This is a genomic window from Pseudoalteromonas sp. 20-92 (genome assembly GCF_030847595.1).
Classification (GTDB): Bacteria; Pseudomonadota; Gammaproteobacteria; order Enterobacterales; family Alteromonadaceae; genus Pseudoalteromonas; species Pseudoalteromonas fuliginea.
This window is the reverse complement of the sequence record NZ_JANJGQ010000011.1, coordinates 113,266-128,193: the sequence shown is the minus strand read 5'-3', so window position 1 is coordinate 128,193 and position 14,928 is coordinate 113,266. Positions and strand designations below refer to the sequence as shown.

Here is a 14,928-nt window from a genome sequence, read left to right as displayed (position 1 = left end):
TTAGAACTCAATCTGTACGAGTGCCCACACAGATGATTGCTTTATATTGTTAAAGAACGTTTTGAGTCGCTTTAGCGCCTCAAGGGATGCGAATAATACACCCTTTATTTTTCGAGTCAATACTTAGTTTTAAACTTTCTTTTTAGAAGATTCAAAACCGAAGTTTTATTTAACTCTCTGAGTAGTTCGTGCCTCGCTATGCTTCGGCGTTTCCCGTCTCAGTGGGGTCGCATTATAGGGATATCCGAAAACAGATCAACCCTTTTTTGAAGAAAACTTGAAATAATGTGCTGTTCGCTGACTATTTAAGCTAAACGGTCAAAAACAACACTAAACAGTGTGTCTTTACTAGTTTATATAGCTAGTTAAGTATTAAAAGCCATAATCACCCTTTCGAAATGGGATCCATTCGAATCCTATTCATAATAAATGATCTATACCGCTACACAAAGTTCAAATTGCTTCTTTATAAGGAGTAACAATTAGATAAGGCAAATACAAAGAGCATTCTTGAATTGACTTGCTATGCTCTACGTGAATTTAGTTCGGTTTAAAAAATGGAACTATTTAAGTCTGTGGCCGTTGAGGCTCAATAGAAAGTGTAAGATGTTAAATATCAGCTAAATTTAGTGTTTGCTCATTTATTTATTATGAAGCCAATTCAATTAGCCGTCTTGAGTTTAAAAAAGTCATTAGGATAGTTAATAAACCACTCTTGATGAAAAGATATCGCTGATAAAAGTTTTAAATGAATCCATATAAGCTTATAAAATAGGAACTTTAGGAAGAAATATTCTGTTGGAGGGGACTTAATAAATTTTAGGCAAGAAAAAGCCGAGCATTGCTCGGCTTTTAGGTTTCTTTAAGACTTACTCTGCAGACTGTGCGTCTTCTTGAACTGCTTCGCTAGTCGCTGGGCGACCAACTAGTTCAATATAAGCCATTGGTGCATTATCACCAGTACGGAAGCCACACTTAAGAATACGAGTGTAACCACCTGGACGATCTGCATTACGCGGACCGATTTCACTGAATAATTTACCAACAACTTCATTATCACGCGTGCGAGCAAACGCTAAACGGCGATTTGCTACACTGTCAGTCTTAGCCAGTGTGATTAAAGGTTCAATTACACGACGTAACTCTTTCGCTTTAGGCAAAGTAGTTTTGATGATTTCATGTTTCACCAAAGAACCTGCCATATTGCTAAACATCGCTTTACGATGGCTACTGTTACGGTTTAATTGACGACCACTCTTACGATGGCGCATGACCCTATCCTTCTAACTAAACTAATATAGTGATTTAGATTATTCAGCTAAACTTGCAGGCGGCCAATTTTCTAGGCGCATGCCCAGAGAAAGACCACGTGAAGCTAGCACGTCTTTAATTTCAGTTAGAGACTTCTTACCTAGATTAGGCGTTTTAAGAAGCTCAACTTCAGTGCGCTGAACTAAATCACCAATATATTGAATTTGCTCGGCTTTCAAACAATTTGCTGAGCGTACTGTTAGTTCAAGATCATCAACTGGACGAAGTAGAATAGGATCGAATTCTGGCTTCTCTTCTTTCTCTTCTGGCTCAGTTACATCGCGTAAATCTACGAATGCATCTAATTGCTCAGCTAAGATAGTAGACGCACGGCGGATCGCTTCTTCTGGATCTAAAGTGCCGTTTGTTTCCATATCAATGATTAATTTGTCTAAATCTGTACGTTGCTCAACTCGAGCTGATTCAACCGAGTACGCAATACGTTCAACTGGGCTAAATGATGCATCAAGCAACAATCTACCAATTGGACGCTCATCGTCATCAGAGGATAAACGACTAGATGCCGGCACATAACCACGACCACGTTCAACACGAATACGCATGCTGATCTCGCTGTTATTTGTAGTTAAATTACAAATAACGTGATCTGGATTAGCAATTGTTACATCGCCATCGTGCTGAATATCAGCCGCAGTAACAGGGCCTACACCAGATTTAGTCAGGGTCAGAAAAACTTCATCTTTGCCTTCTAACGTTACTGCTAAACCTTTAAGGTTTAATAGTATTTCAATGATGTCTTCTTGAACGCCTTCTTTCGCGCTGTACTCATGTAATACACCGTCGATTTCAACTTCAGTTACTGCACATCCAGGCATAGATGAAAGTAATATACGGCGTAAAGCATTACCCAGAGTATGGCCAAAGCCTCGCTCTAATGGTTCTAAAACTATTTTAGAACGCGTTGGGTTGATAGCGTCGATGTCGACTAACCTTGGTTTTAGAAATTCTGTAACAGAACCCTGCATTTTATCCTCTCTTAACTCTTAACTTTACTTAGAGTAAAGTTCGACGATTAGTTGTTCATTAATGTCCGCAGACAGGTCTGAACGCTCAGGTAGACGCTTAAAGCTGCCTTCCAATTTCTTACCGTCAACTTCAACCCAAGTCGGCTTTTCACGTTGCTCAGCCAACTCTAGAGCAGCGATGATACGTGCTTGTGTCTTAGACTTCTCACGGATTACAACAGTATCTTCTGGTGTAATTACGTATGAAGGAATGTTCACAACACGACCATTAACTAAAATCGCTTTATGGCTTACTAACTGACGTGCTTCTGCACGTGTGCTAGCAAAACCCATGCGATATACAACATTGTCTAAACGTTGCTCTAAAAGCTGTAACAAGTTTTCACCTGTGTTGCCTTTAAGGCGAGCAGCTTCTTTGTAGTAGTTACGGAATTGCTTTTCTAATACACCGTAGATACGACGTACTTTTTGCTTTTCACGTAATTGTAAACCGTAATCAGATAAGCGACCTTTACGAGCGCCGTGCTGACCAGGTGCAGTCTCAAGTTTACACTTAGAGTCGATAGCTCTTACGCCGCTCTTAAGGAACAGGTCAGTACCTTCACGACGACTCAGCTTGAGCTTAGGGCCCAAATATCTTGCCATGTTATTTCTCCTAACCTATTGTTAAACGCGACGTTTCTTCGGTGGACGACAACCATTATGTGGTATTGGCGTCACGTCAGTAATGTTGGTAATACGGTAACCAGCAGCATTCAAAGCACGTACAGCAGATTCACGACCTGGACCTGGACCTTTGATGAAAACTTCTAGATTCTTTAAACCGTATTCTTGAGCAGCAGTACCTGCACGCTCTGCAGCAACCTGAGCAGCAAATGGTGTAGATTTACGTGAACCACGGAAACCTGAACCACCGGCAGTAGCCCATGATAATGCATTACCTTGACGGTCGGTAATCGTTACAATAGTGTTGTTGAAAGACGCATGAACATGAGCCATACCATCAGCAACTTGTTTTTTAACCTTTTTACGACGAATTGGTGTCTTAGCCATAATACTATCCCCTTATCGCTTAATAGGCTTACGAGGACCCTTACGGGTGCGCGCGTTAGTCTTAGTTCTTTGACCACGTAGTGGTAAAGAGCGACGGTGACGTAGGCCACGATAACAACCAAGGTCCATTAGGCGCTTGATATTTAAAGTAACTTCACGACGAAGATCACCTTCAACAGTGTACTTGCCAACTGCATCACGCAGTACGTCAAGAATTTCGTCTGAAAGTTCACCGATTTTTGTGGTTTCGGCGATACCAGTCGCTTCTAAGATAGCCTTAGAGCGAGTCTTACCTATGCCATAAATAGCTGTTAAACCAATAACTGCATGTTTATGATCAGGGACGTTAATGCCAGCAATACGGGCCACTAACACATCTCCTATATTCGAATTTGGTAATCATAAGTTTGAAAAGCCCGTAAGGATACTCAAACGAAGACCAAATTACTACTAAAAACACAGGCCGAGAAAACTCAGCCTGCACGACTGTTTACTTAGCCTTGCCTTTGCTTATGCTTAGGCTCACTGCAAATTACGCGTACTACACCAGCACGTTTAATAACTTTACAGTTACGGCATATTTTCTTAACGGAAGCACGTACTTTCATTGCTCAACTCCGTAAACTGACCTTATCGACCGTAGCCTTTAAGGTTCGCTTTTTTCAGCACAGAATCATACTGATGAGACATCAGGTGAGTCTGTACTTGTGCCATAAAGTCCATGATTACAACAACGATAATCAAAATTGATGTACCGCCGAAATAGAATGGCGTTTGCCATGCCATAGTCATGAATTCAGGCACCAGACAGATAAAGGTTATATACAAAGCACCTGCCAATGTCAGGCGTGTCATCACTTTATCAATGTATTTAGATGTCTGCTCACCTGGTCGAATACCTGGGATAAATGCGCCAGATTTCTTAAGGTTGTCTGCAGTTTCACGCGGGTTAAACACCAACGCTGTATAGAAAAAGCAGAAGAAGATAATAGCCGCAGCTAAAACAAGTGAGTACAACGGTTGACCTGGAGTCAGCGTAGTAGCAACAGCTTGTAATACATCAGCGACCGGACCTTCACCTTGGCCGAACCAGCTTGCAATTGTACCAGGGAACAGAATTATACTGCTAGCGAAGATTGGTGGAATAACACCCGCCATATTTACTTTTAGTGGTAAATGCGTGCTTTGAGCAGCAAATACTTGACGACCTTGTTGGCGCTTTGCGTAGTTAACAACAATACGACGTTGTCCACGTTCAAAAAACACTACAAGATAAGTAACAGCGAATACGATTACCGCAACCATCAACAGTACAAAAACATTCAAATCACCTTGGCGCGCCATTTCGACTGTCGAACCAATAGCAGACGGCAAGTTAGCTACAATACCAACAAATATTAGAACAGAAATACCGTTGCCGATACCACGTTCTGTTATCTGTTCACCCAACCACATAAGGAACATAGTACCAGTTACTAAACTCACCACTGCGGTGAAATAGAAACCCATACCAGGGTTAACTACTAACCCCTCCATCATGCCCGGTAAGCTAGTAGCAATACCGATTGATTGAATAGTAGCTAGCACAAGCGTGCCATAGCGTGTGTACTGGCTAATTTTTTTACGCCCTTGTTCACCTTCTTTCTTAAGCTCTATAAACGGAGGATACATATGCGTTAATAGTTGCGTAATAATCGAAGCCGAAATATACGGCATAATACCCAGTGCTAACACTGAAGCTCGCTCAAGTGCACCACCACTGAACATGTTGAACATTTCAACAATGGTGCCCTTTTGTTGCTCGAAGAAATCGGCAAGTACAGCGGCGTCAATCCCAGGGATCGGCACAAATGAACCTAGACGGTAAATTATGATAGCGCCCAATACGAAGAGTAATCGGCGCTTCAATTCCGAAAGTCCACTTTGTGCACTTTGTGTATCTTGACCTGGTTTAGCCATTAGTACTTCCTTAGTCTTCTACCTTGCCTCCGGCAGCTTCAATTGCTTCGCGAGCACCTTTAGAGGCTTTAAGGCCTTTAACGGTAACAGCGCGTGAAACTTCGCCAGATTTAACAACTTTAACGAAAAGAACGTTCTTTTTAACTAGACCAGCTGCTTGTAACGCGCTTAGGTCTACCACATCGCCTTCTACTTTAGCGATTTCAAAAAGGTTTATTTCTGCAGATACTAAAGATTTGCGAGAAGTGAAACCAAATTTTGGTAGACGACGTTGCATAGGCATTTGACCGCCTTCAAAACCAACGCGTACTTTACCGCCAGAACGTGACTTTTGACCTTTGTGACCACGACCACCAGTCTTACCTAGACCAGAACCGATACCACGACCAACACGTTTTGGAGCAGTTTTTGAACCTGCAGCAGGTGAAAGTGTATTCAAATGCATCGAATTAACCCTCTACCTTAACCATGTAAGAAACCTTGTTTATCATACCACGTACACATGCTGTGTCTTCTAACTCAACAGTGTGGTTGATACGACGTAAACCAAGACCGCGTAATGTAGCTTTATGTTTCGGTAAACGACCGATAGAGCTTTTTACTTGTGTTACTTTTACAGTTTGATTTGCCATGGTTACCCCAGAATTTCGTCTACGCGAAGGCCACGTTTTGCAGCGATAGACTGTGGAGAATTCATATTCTCAAGAGCCGAAATCGTTGCACGTACCACGTTGATCGGGTTAGTAGAACCGTAACATTTAGAAAGTACGTTCTGCACACCAGTAACTTCTAGTACTGCACGCATAGCACCACCTGCGATGATACCAGTACCTTCAGATGCTGGTTTCATGAACACTAGTGAGCCAGCATGACGTCCCTTAACAGGATGCTGTAATGTATTGCCATTTAGGTCTACGTTAATCATGTTGCGACGTGCCTTTTCCATTGCTTTTTGAATAGCAGCTGGAACTTCACGTGCTTTACCATAACCAAAACCTACTTTACCTGCGCCGTCACCAACTACAGTTAGTGCAGTAAAGCTAAAGATACGACCACCTTTAACTACTTTAGACACACGGTTTACCGCGATTAGCTTTTCAGCTAGATCAGGCTGTTGTTGCTTTGCTTCTACGTTAGCCATTGTCTACTCCTAGAATTGCAAACCGGCTTCACGCGCAGCATCAGCTAGCGCCTTCACACGGCCGTGATATTTAAAGCCACTGCGATCAAAAGCAATCTTTTCGATGCCTTTGTCAGCCGCACGTTCAGCAACCGCTTTGCCAACTGCTTGCGCAGCTTCAACGTTACCGGTGCCTTTAACTGTTTCGCTAATAGCCTTTTCAACAGTAGAAGCAGCAGCCAGTACATTACCCTCAGCATTTACTACTTGAGCATATATGTGACGTGGCGTGCGGTGGATAACAAGACGCGTTGTGCCTTGTTCAATATAATTTCTACGAGTGCGTTTAGCACGACGTAGACGAGCTGTTTTTTTATCCATCGTCTTACCTTACTTCTTCTTAGCCTCTTTACGGCGTACATTCTCATCTGAATAACGAACACCCTTACCTTTATAAGGCTCAGGTTTACGGTATGCACGAATGTTAGCAGCTGTTTGACCAACTAACTGCTTATCTACGCCCTTAACTAGAACTTCTGTTTGGCTTGGAGTTTCAATCGTAATTCCTTCAGGAACTGCGAAATTAACTGGGTGTGAGAAACCAAGTGTTAAGTCTAAAACTTTACCCTTAGCTGCTGCACGGTAACCAACGCCTACTAACTGAAGTTTCTTCTCGTAACCTTCATGCGTACCAACAACCATGTTGTTGATTAGAGCACGAGCAGTACCTGCTTGAGCCCATGCATTAGCTACGCCATCACGAGGTAAAGTTGTAATAACGTTGTCATTAACTTGTACTTCAACAGCGTTGTTGATAGTACGAGTTAGTTCACCGTTTTTGCCTTTAACTGTGATTTCCTGGCCTTTTAATGTAACTTCTACACCGGCAGGAACAGTAATTGGTGCCTTTGCTATGCGAGACATAGTTCCCCTCCGATTAAGCTACAAAACCAATGATTTCACCACCAACACCAGCACTACGTGCTGTGCGGTCTGTCATTAGGCCTTTAGAAGTTGATACGATAGCGATACCAAGACCACCCATTACCTTAGGTAATTGGTCACGTTTCTTATAGATACGTAAACCAGGGCGACTTACACGCTGGATATTTTCAATTACAGCTTTGCCTTCGAAGTACTTTAACTCGATAGAAAGCTCAGGTTTCGCTTCACTGTTAACAGCGAAATCTACGATGTAACCTTCGTCTTTTAGTACTTTAGCTAATGCTACTTTCAGCTTTGAAGTTGGCATCGTTACAGATACTTTCTTCGCTGATTGACCATTACGGATACGTGTAAACAAATCCGCGATAGGATCTTGCAAGCTCATAGTCTTACTCCCATGATTCTATTACCAGCTAGCCTTTTTAAGGCCAGGAATTTCACCGCGCATAGCTGCTTCGCGAACTTTAATACGGCTCATGCCGAATTTGCGAAGGTAACCATGTGGGCGGCCCGTAATGTTACAACGATTACGTTGACGTACAGGGCTAGAATCACGAGGTAAAGCTTGTAGCTTAAGAACCGCGTCCCAACGATCATCTTCAGATGTGTTAACATCTGTGATGATAGCTTTTAGTGCTGTACGCTTTTCAGCGAATTGAGCAACTAGTTTTGTGCGCTTAGCTTCGCGCGCTTTCATAGAATTCTTTGCCATAACCCTACCCTTATTTCTTAAATGGGAAGTTAAACGCTTCTAACAACGCACGGCCTTCCTCATCAGATTTCGCAGAAGTAGTGATAGTAATATCCATACCGCGTACACGGTCTACTTTATCGTAATCGATTTCTGGGAAGATGATTTGTTCACGTACGCCCATGCTGTAGTTACCACGTCCATCAAAAGACTTAGCACTTACGCCACGGAAGTCACGAATACGTGGGATAGCGATTGATACCAAACGCTCAAAAAAGTCCCACATACGCTCGCCGCGTAGGGTTACTTTACAACCAATTGGGTAACCTTCACGCACTTTGAAGCCAGCAACAGATTTGCGTGCTTTAGTGATTAGAGGTTTCTGACCAGAGATTGCTGCAAGATCAGCTACTGCGTGATCTAAAATCTTCTTGTCAGCTAGGGCTTCGCCCACGCCCATATTCAATGTGATCTTTTCGATCTGAGGGACTTGCATGACAGAGCTGAAACCAAACTTCTCTTGAAGTTCAGCTACTACTTTGTCTTTATATACTTCATGCAGTTTCGCCATCATTCTACTCCAACTATTAGATAGTTTTACCAGTAGATTTAAAGATACGTAATTTCTTACCATCTTCAATCTTGAAACCTACACGATCAGCTTTACTCGTTTCCGAGTTGAAGATCGCAACGTTTGATGCATCCATAGATGCTTCTTTCTCAACAATACCGCCAGCTTGGTTCAATTGTGGAACCGGCTTTTGGTGTTTCTTGATCAAGTTTATGCCTTCGACAAAGATTCGACCAGATTCAGTAACAACTGAAAGCACTTTTCCGCGCTTACCTTTGTCTTTACCTGCTAGTACGATTACTTCGTCATCACGACGTATTTTTGCTGCCATGATTGGCTCCTTACAGTACTTCTGGGGCTAGTGAAACGATTTTCATGAACTTATCATTACGAAGTTCGCGAGTCACAGGGCCGAAAATACGTGTACCAATTGGCTGTAAGTTATCATTTAAGATAACAGCAGCGTTGCTGTCAAAACGGATCAGAGAACCATCTGGACGGCGAACACCTTTTCTGGTACGCACAACTACCGCGTTTTTAACATCACCTTTCTTCACTTTACCGCGAGGAATAGCTTCTTTAACAGAAACTTTAATGATGTCGCCAATCGCTGCGTAGCGACGGTGTGAACCACCAAGGACTTTTATACACTGCACTTTGCGAGCGCCGCTGTTATCAGCAACTTCCAGCTGAGTTTGCATTTGGATCATGTTAATGACCTCCGGTGTAGTAATTACAACGTGTCTTAAATTTGTTTAAAATCAAGACATTTCGATTAAATCCCACTCAAAAACAAACGAGTTGTCTCTTAAGGGCGGGCAATTGTACCAGCATTGAGGGGGTAGCGATAGGTTATTTTTTAATTAATTTGGAGTGATGGGAAATTAAAGCTGAGTAATTCCGGCTATGTAGCTATTTTACAGGTGGTTACAAAACAAACAAGGCACCTGTAATGTGCCTTGCTTGTTTAGAGCGCAATAAATTAACCAAATAAACCTTTTAATTTATCTTTAATCTTATCTTTTGCTTTTTCTTTTGCCTTTTCTTTTGCCTCATCGACCTTTTGTTTAGCTTCATCTTTGAGCGCACTGCCAACGTCAAGCTTTATACCTACATCGTGGAAAGGGCCTTTTATGCGCAGTGGTATTTTAAAGCCTGTACTGTCATCAGTCGTTCCCTGTCCTTCAATCGATCCAACTATGCCTGTAACTAAACGGTAGTTAACCGTTGTTTGGGGTAAATCAACATCGCCTTCACCTGATATTCTAATAAGTGGGCTGATAAGTGATAGGTCGGTATTTTTGCCAACACCATTAGTAAAGTTGAAGCTTCCCGTTAGTGCAGAGAAATCTGTTTGCTCTGATTCTTCAAACCCAGTATCTAACCCTTCAGATGCTGCACCAAAGTTTCCTGAAATAAGCTCCTTACCTTTACGTACCATTTCAGCTATATTCGCGCCTTTTACAGCGCCATCAGCAAACTCAAACCCAAGTTTTCCGTTAAGCGCACCAATAAACGACTTTTGACTTTGGCCAGTTGTGCTTAGGTTCCAATTTAAAGAACCCTTACCCATTAGCTTGTCAAAACCTGCCGCATCCGCTAATAAAGGCTGTGCATCTATACCAGCTAAGTCAAAGTTAGTTGATATTCTATAAGGTACTTGCTGTGCGTTTACATTGATAACGCCTTTACCTGACCCTTCATAAGCAGAAAAGCTATCTAGGCTTAGTTTTGCAACGCTATTCTTTAAAGCAACAGTAAATTGATTTGCGCCTAATTTAATATCATTTGCTTTTAATCCACTTGAACGAATCACTACATTTGCATCTAGTGAATTTAATGCACTTAAATCAATTTTAGTGTCATCCCATACTATTGGCTCTGCAGGTTTATCTTCTTGCTCTACTGGCTCTTCTTGTTTTGCCACTGCTTCAGGTAGATACGGGTTTAAGTCAAGCATACCTAAATCAATATCAGCATTTACTGCTAAACGCTTACCTAGGTTAAGCTCGCTCTTACCTTTTATTTCCAATGCGTCTAACGTCGCAACTAAATCTTCTAAATTAAATTTCTCACCTGCTAGGTGCATTTTACCGTTTACACTAAATGCATTAAAAGCATTGTCTTTAGCGTCTAATTCTACACCTTGCCATTTCGCAATACTTTTAACAGACTCACCGCTTAGTGCTAACTGACCTTTAATATCTTGACCTTGCTTAGCGATACTCCCTTCGAACGTTAGATCAACTAAACGAGAATCTAAGGTTTGTTTAACGTTAAAAGTAGCACCTTCAATTGCTTTGGCAGGCGAATCTAATTTTATATCAAGCTCAAAACGCTCCTGCATATAAGTAATACCCCCTTTTACTTCTAATGTTTTACGAAGTGATGGAAGTAAAATAGCGAGTTCTAAATCACTAATCTGTTGCTTAGCACCTGTTTGCCCATCTAGATAGGTAAATGTGCCGCCATAAATAGCAACCTCACCTAACTCAATATCAAAGTTATCTGGAAGCTTTATTGCTTCACCTGATTGGCTTTGCTCTTTAGGTTGCTCTGCAACTGCATCAAACAACTGCCAATTAGCTTTACCATTTTTATCGGTTTCTAATAGGATATTTGGTTCGTTTATAACAAACTTATCTAATTTAAACTCACCACCAAATAATGAAAACCAAGGTATATGTACAGCAAGCTGTTTCATACTCGCCATGTCGGCGCGCGAACCTGATCCCATATTTGCAAAATGCACGTCGTTAAGTTCTAACTTTAATGCAGGGAATACGCTAAGTGTTTTATCACCTTTAATAGTAAGAGTGCGCCCAGTTGTTTGTTCTACCTGCTGCGATACTTTATTAAAAATAGTATCAGTAGGAATTAAAAACGGTGCGGCAACAATTAGTGCTATACATAATAAAAGTATTACACCTACAATTTTAAGTAAGGTTTTCATGATCGTCCTTTCAAACGTGCAAATAATGTTCTTATCATAGCGAGTGTTAGCTTTAAAATCATTGCTGAAGTTGTAAAAATGCTATTTAGTTTAACTTATCTGGCAGGATATGAATCCGTGCTGAAAATTTCAGCATAAAAAACATATAGTAGAGTACTAATGAATGGTTAATGCTATAAAAAAGTATTAACTAAATAATTCAATTTAGTGTTCTTGAAATTAAACATTGTAAATTTAATGACAATATCTCACAAAAACCTCAAATCAAAATAACTAATATTTACCTATAATTTAATCTTGATACATTGAAAAGTATAGATATTTATCCCCTGTCACTATTAAGCATTGAGGACAGCGCTGTTGTTATTGATGTAATTGCGCTAAAATAGACCAGCAAAAAAATATATATCTAATCCGGAGATTCTACAAGGCATGAAAAAACTGCTAATTTCACCGTCAAAAATGACGCTAGGCGAACAAGAAAATCAAATCTATCAGAACATTCTGAAGCAATCTTCAGAGTTAAGCCTTAACCTTATGGCCGTGAAAGTAGAAAACCACCCTGATGATTTTTTACCTTGGTGTTACGAACTATTAAATGCAAGTAGAGATCGTATGAACTACGATTTACTAGAGCCGCAACAATTACCTATACTTAAGAAGCTACACGATCAGCTTATTTCAGCTATCAGCTTTTTACAGGTTAAAACTTTACGTATTGCTCCGTGGCCTGTTGTAAGTGTATTTGTAGAACAACACAAAGACGTTATTGCTCTTGATGAACAGCTTCGCTTAGTAGACTACATTAAAAGCATTCGTGAACAATCTCTTAAAGATATGATTCCTGAAGATTTACTTGCGTTTAGCGGTAAGCATATGGCGTCACTTGATCCAAGCACATACAACTTTGATGTTGAATGGTTTGCCTCAACTAAGAGTGCAAAAAGCTTTCATCAAATGCTTAGCGATTTACCAGGTGATTTTGATGCAGCTCTAGCAAACATCCCACTTGAAGGTGATATCACTCAATATGAATACCAGCAATTTGTTGCTGCTTACTCAAAAGTGTTTACCGACAACAATGAAAAACCAACGCTAGCCCCTGCAACTCGCTTGCTAGCAATGCGCCGCCCTGATTTATTTACTCCGATTACAAATAATCGATTAGATGCATTATGTGGCGCTCTTGGAGTTCCAAAACTTAAAAATAGTGATTTTGAGCGTTACTGGCAAGATATCGTTAAAGGTATTCAAGCTATGTCGTGGTATAAAATGGCTAATGCAAGTAACGAACTAGAGGAACAGTTAGTTTCTATTAAAGCACTGATCCCATGTTTCTTTTATTATGCAGACACTAAAACACCTGACAGTTCAAACTACATCAAGTTACTTAGCAAGCCTAAGCGTAGTACAACAACGACAGGTAAAACTCAACGTAGAGGCAAAGAGTCTGCAGAAATTTTAGTAGACCGTGCTCTTGCTGCTGACGATATTCCTGAGCATATTCGCAGCAAACGAGACTCGATCATTAATGAAGTACAAAAAGGTCGAGGCGTTAACGAAACAATTAGTCTAATGCGTACTATTTTCGGCTAAATAAATCTAACCTAGCTGTACTTTAATGGTGCGGCTAGGTTAATTTATGCACCAGCAGCGTGCGAACACTTATTAAAATCACCTCAATAAAAAACACTACTCCTTTGTAAGTCATTATTTTTAAAATATAAAAATACATTTTAAAATAAATAAAACCAAGCTGGCACACACAGTGCACTATCTCCCCAGTTAAACAATAAAAATGCATCCAGTTAAAAGGTTAAAGCAATACATAATAAAACCTTGGCATGCAAAAATCATATAACGGGAAATGGACATGCTCAAACTAAAAAAAACAATTGCGATTAGCACCATCGCATTAATGGCTGCAACATCGGTAGTCTCAACATCGGTTCAAGCTGAAGTAACAGCAAATGCGGCAGCAACATCAAATTACTTATGGCGCGGCCAAGAGCAAACGGGTGGTGATGCGGCAATATCCGGTGGTATTGACTACGCTAATGAGTCTGGTTTTTATGCCGGCACTTGGGCTTCAAATGCATCTTGGGCTGACGAAATGACCTACGAGCTTGACTTATACGCAGGCTTTGGTGGCGACATTAACGAAAGTGTTAGTTACGATGTTGGTTATATTTATTACGCTTACCCAGACGCAGCTTCTGGAGCTGACGCAGATTTCTCTGAAATTTACGGTAGTATTAGTGTTGAAGGCTTCACGTTTGGCGCTTCTGTACTTGCAACATCAGCTGCAAGTGGTGACGGTACAGACTTTGGCGACTCACTTTACCTAACTGCTGATTATGGCTTTGCTGTCGGTAGTAACGGTACTGAAATGGCACTACATTTAGGTCATTACTCTGGTGATTTTATTGGTGACGACAATATCTTAGATTACGGTATATCTATTTCAAAAGACGGTTTTACTTTTGGTTTGTCTGATACAGATATAGATGATTCAGATATTAAAGCCTACGTAGCTTACTCTGTAGACTTTAACTTATAAAAAAGAATGTGTTACTTGCTGCAACACGAAGGGCCTTTTGGCCCTTTTCTCGTTTATAATATTACTTGAATGGCACCTTAGTACAACTTACTTCAACTGTTTTAGGGTACCAAGCCGGAGCAATTTGATTAACAGCCACCTCTGCCAAACCATTAGTAAACGATTTATACGTATGGACACTTTGCCATTCACCTTGTGGGCAATGAGTACTTAAATCTAACGGCTTAGATCCTTCATATAATGCAAGAGCAAAATTATGATGCCATTGTGAACTATCTTGAGTTTTATTGCTCACGTTGTCTTGTACACCATTATCAAAGTAAATGTTCGTACATCCCGTTAATATAATCAGCATACAACTTGTTATAAGTAACTTAATACTCATAATGCCTCTCCTACTATTTCATCTTCGCACCATACTTTAATAGTGTGAGGTGCATATATACCAAGTGTAATTAAACTAAGTGCTCCATCACTAAACGTTTGTTGTGACTGCATTTGAGTTACTGATTTATCTACACATACTTTTTTCACATCAACGCGCTCTTCTCCAACCAATCCCCATAAAAAGAACGGTCGACTATCTTCATAACTCGCTTTGCTTGTTATTTTGGCTGCTTGCTGTGGCTGAATTGTCACCGCAGAGCAAGCGGTTAAACTTAGTATTAAAACGCTTATCATTAGCTGCTTCATTCTTATCCCTTGTTGTTTACTCTTAATGACAGCAGTGTACAAAAAAACTAAAGTTAAGTTAGTAAGAAGGTGTGGGGAAAATGTAG

At 40.7% G+C, this 14,928-nt stretch carries 22 protein-coding genes; 2 read left to right on the top strand and 20 right to left on the bottom strand.

Going from position 1 to position 14,928, the window contains the following annotated elements:
• Positions 1–869 precede the first annotated feature (869 nt).
• From rplQ to NRL14_RS11660, 18 genes are all read right to left on the bottom strand, one after another.
• Positions 870–1,271 (bottom strand): 50S ribosomal protein L17, encoded by a 402-nt coding sequence (gene rplQ / locus NRL14_RS11745; RefSeq protein ID WP_002959450.1) that lies wholly within the window; start codon positions 1,269–1,271, stop codon positions 870–872.
• A 39-nt stretch (positions 1,272–1,310) separates the two neighbouring features.
• Positions 1,311–2,297, bottom strand: a complete 987-nt coding sequence (locus NRL14_RS11740; RefSeq protein WP_002959452.1) for a DNA-directed RNA polymerase subunit alpha — start codon at positions 2,295–2,297, stop codon at positions 1,311–1,313.
• A 24-nt stretch (positions 2,298–2,321) separates the two neighbouring features.
• Entirely contained in the window at positions 2,322–2,942 is a 621-nt protein-coding gene (gene rpsD / locus NRL14_RS11735) for a 30S ribosomal protein S4 (RefSeq protein ID WP_002959461.1), read from the bottom strand.
• Between the two features lie 21 nt (positions 2,943–2,963).
• Positions 2,964–3,350, bottom strand: coding sequence for a 30S ribosomal protein S11 (gene rpsK, locus NRL14_RS11730; RefSeq protein WP_002959471.1), 387 nt, complete (start codon positions 3,348–3,350; stop codon positions 2,964–2,966).
• A 12-nt stretch (positions 3,351–3,362) separates the two neighbouring features.
• Complete coding sequence (rpsM, locus tag NRL14_RS11725; protein ID WP_002959473.1) at positions 3,363–3,719, bottom strand: 30S ribosomal protein S13; 357 nt, start codon at positions 3,717–3,719, stop codon at positions 3,363–3,365.
• A 125-nt stretch (positions 3,720–3,844) separates the two neighbouring features.
• Positions 3,845–3,958, bottom strand: a complete 114-nt coding sequence (rpmJ, locus tag NRL14_RS11720; protein WP_002959476.1) for a 50S ribosomal protein L36 — start codon at positions 3,956–3,958, stop codon at positions 3,845–3,847.
• A gap of 22 nt (positions 3,959–3,980) precedes the next feature.
• Entirely contained in the window at positions 3,981–5,309 is a 1,329-nt protein-coding gene (gene secY, locus NRL14_RS11715) for a preprotein translocase subunit SecY (protein WP_007376464.1), read from the bottom strand.
• A gap of 10 nt (positions 5,310–5,319) precedes the next feature.
• Positions 5,320–5,754, bottom strand: coding sequence for a 50S ribosomal protein L15 (gene rplO, locus NRL14_RS11710; protein ID WP_002959480.1), 435 nt, complete (start codon positions 5,752–5,754; stop codon positions 5,320–5,322).
• 4 nt (positions 5,755–5,758) lie between these two features.
• The gene (rpmD, locus tag NRL14_RS11705; protein WP_002959482.1) at positions 5,759–5,941 is read right to left on the bottom strand and encodes a 50S ribosomal protein L30; all 183 of its coding nucleotides are present in this window, start codon (positions 5,939–5,941) and stop codon (positions 5,759–5,761) included.
• A 2-nt stretch (positions 5,942–5,943) separates the two neighbouring features.
• Positions 5,944–6,450, bottom strand: coding sequence for a 30S ribosomal protein S5 (gene rpsE, locus NRL14_RS11700; RefSeq protein ID WP_002959485.1), 507 nt, complete (start codon positions 6,448–6,450; stop codon positions 5,944–5,946).
• A gap of 9 nt (positions 6,451–6,459) precedes the next feature.
• A complete protein-coding gene (gene rplR / locus NRL14_RS11695) occupies positions 6,460–6,810 on the bottom strand; it encodes a 50S ribosomal protein L18 (RefSeq protein ID WP_002959486.1) in 351 nt (116 codons plus the stop codon).
• A gap of 9 nt (positions 6,811–6,819) precedes the next feature.
• Positions 6,820–7,353: a 50S ribosomal protein L6 gene (gene rplF, locus NRL14_RS11690; protein ID WP_007376463.1), complete on the bottom strand. Its 534-nt coding sequence runs from the start codon at positions 7,351–7,353 to the stop codon at positions 6,820–6,822.
• 13 nt (positions 7,354–7,366) lie between these two features.
• Entirely contained in the window at positions 7,367–7,759 is a 393-nt protein-coding gene (rpsH, locus tag NRL14_RS11685; protein ID WP_007376462.1) for a 30S ribosomal protein S8, read from the bottom strand.
• Positions 7,760–7,780: 21 nt separating this feature from the next.
• A complete protein-coding gene (gene rpsN, locus NRL14_RS11680; RefSeq protein ID WP_033016334.1) occupies positions 7,781–8,086 on the bottom strand; it encodes a 30S ribosomal protein S14 in 306 nt (101 codons plus the stop codon).
• A gap of 10 nt (positions 8,087–8,096) precedes the next feature.
• Positions 8,097–8,636 carry a 50S ribosomal protein L5 gene (rplE, locus tag NRL14_RS11675; RefSeq protein ID WP_024610257.1) on the bottom strand — a complete coding sequence of 180 codons (540 nt, stop codon included), beginning with the start codon at positions 8,634–8,636 and terminating at the stop codon, positions 8,097–8,099.
• 16 nt (positions 8,637–8,652) lie between these two features.
• Positions 8,653–8,967 (bottom strand): 50S ribosomal protein L24, encoded by a 315-nt coding sequence (gene rplX / locus NRL14_RS11670; RefSeq protein ID WP_002959496.1) that lies wholly within the window; start codon positions 8,965–8,967, stop codon positions 8,653–8,655.
• Positions 8,968–8,977: 10 nt separating this feature from the next.
• Positions 8,978–9,346, bottom strand: a complete 369-nt coding sequence (gene rplN / locus NRL14_RS11665) for a 50S ribosomal protein L14 (RefSeq protein WP_002959498.1) — start codon at positions 9,344–9,346, stop codon at positions 8,978–8,980.
• 272 nt (positions 9,347–9,618) lie between these two features.
• A complete protein-coding gene (locus NRL14_RS11660) occupies positions 9,619–11,589 on the bottom strand; it encodes an AsmA family protein (protein WP_306724724.1) in 1,971 nt (656 codons plus the stop codon).
• A 432-nt stretch (positions 11,590–12,021) separates the two neighbouring features.
• Here NRL14_RS11660 and NRL14_RS11655 point away from each other — a divergent pair, with 432 nt between their 5' ends.
• The gene (locus tag NRL14_RS11655) at positions 12,022–13,185 is read left to right on the top strand and encodes a hypothetical protein (protein WP_033016331.1); all 1,164 of its coding nucleotides are present in this window, start codon (positions 12,022–12,024) and stop codon (positions 13,183–13,185) included.
• Between the two features lie 277 nt (positions 13,186–13,462).
• Positions 13,463–14,149 carry a TorF family putative porin gene (locus NRL14_RS11650; protein ID WP_306724723.1) on the top strand — a complete coding sequence of 229 codons (687 nt, stop codon included), beginning with the start codon at positions 13,463–13,465 and terminating at the stop codon, positions 14,147–14,149.
• 61 nt (positions 14,150–14,210) lie between these two features.
• Here NRL14_RS11650 and NRL14_RS11645 read toward each other — a convergent pair whose 3' ends face one another.
• Together NRL14_RS11645 and NRL14_RS11640 are read right to left on the bottom strand one after the other, a co-directional pair.
• The gene (locus tag NRL14_RS11645; RefSeq protein ID WP_149605804.1) at positions 14,211–14,534 is read right to left on the bottom strand and encodes a Bor/Iss family lipoprotein; all 324 of its coding nucleotides are present in this window, start codon (positions 14,532–14,534) and stop codon (positions 14,211–14,213) included.
• Positions 14,531–14,842, bottom strand: a complete 312-nt coding sequence (locus NRL14_RS11640) for a Bor family protein (RefSeq protein ID WP_008138786.1) — start codon at positions 14,840–14,842, stop codon at positions 14,531–14,533. Before NRL14_RS11640 ends, NRL14_RS11645 begins: the two co-directional genes overlap by 4 nt.
• Between the last annotated feature and the right edge of the window lie 86 nt (positions 14,843–14,928).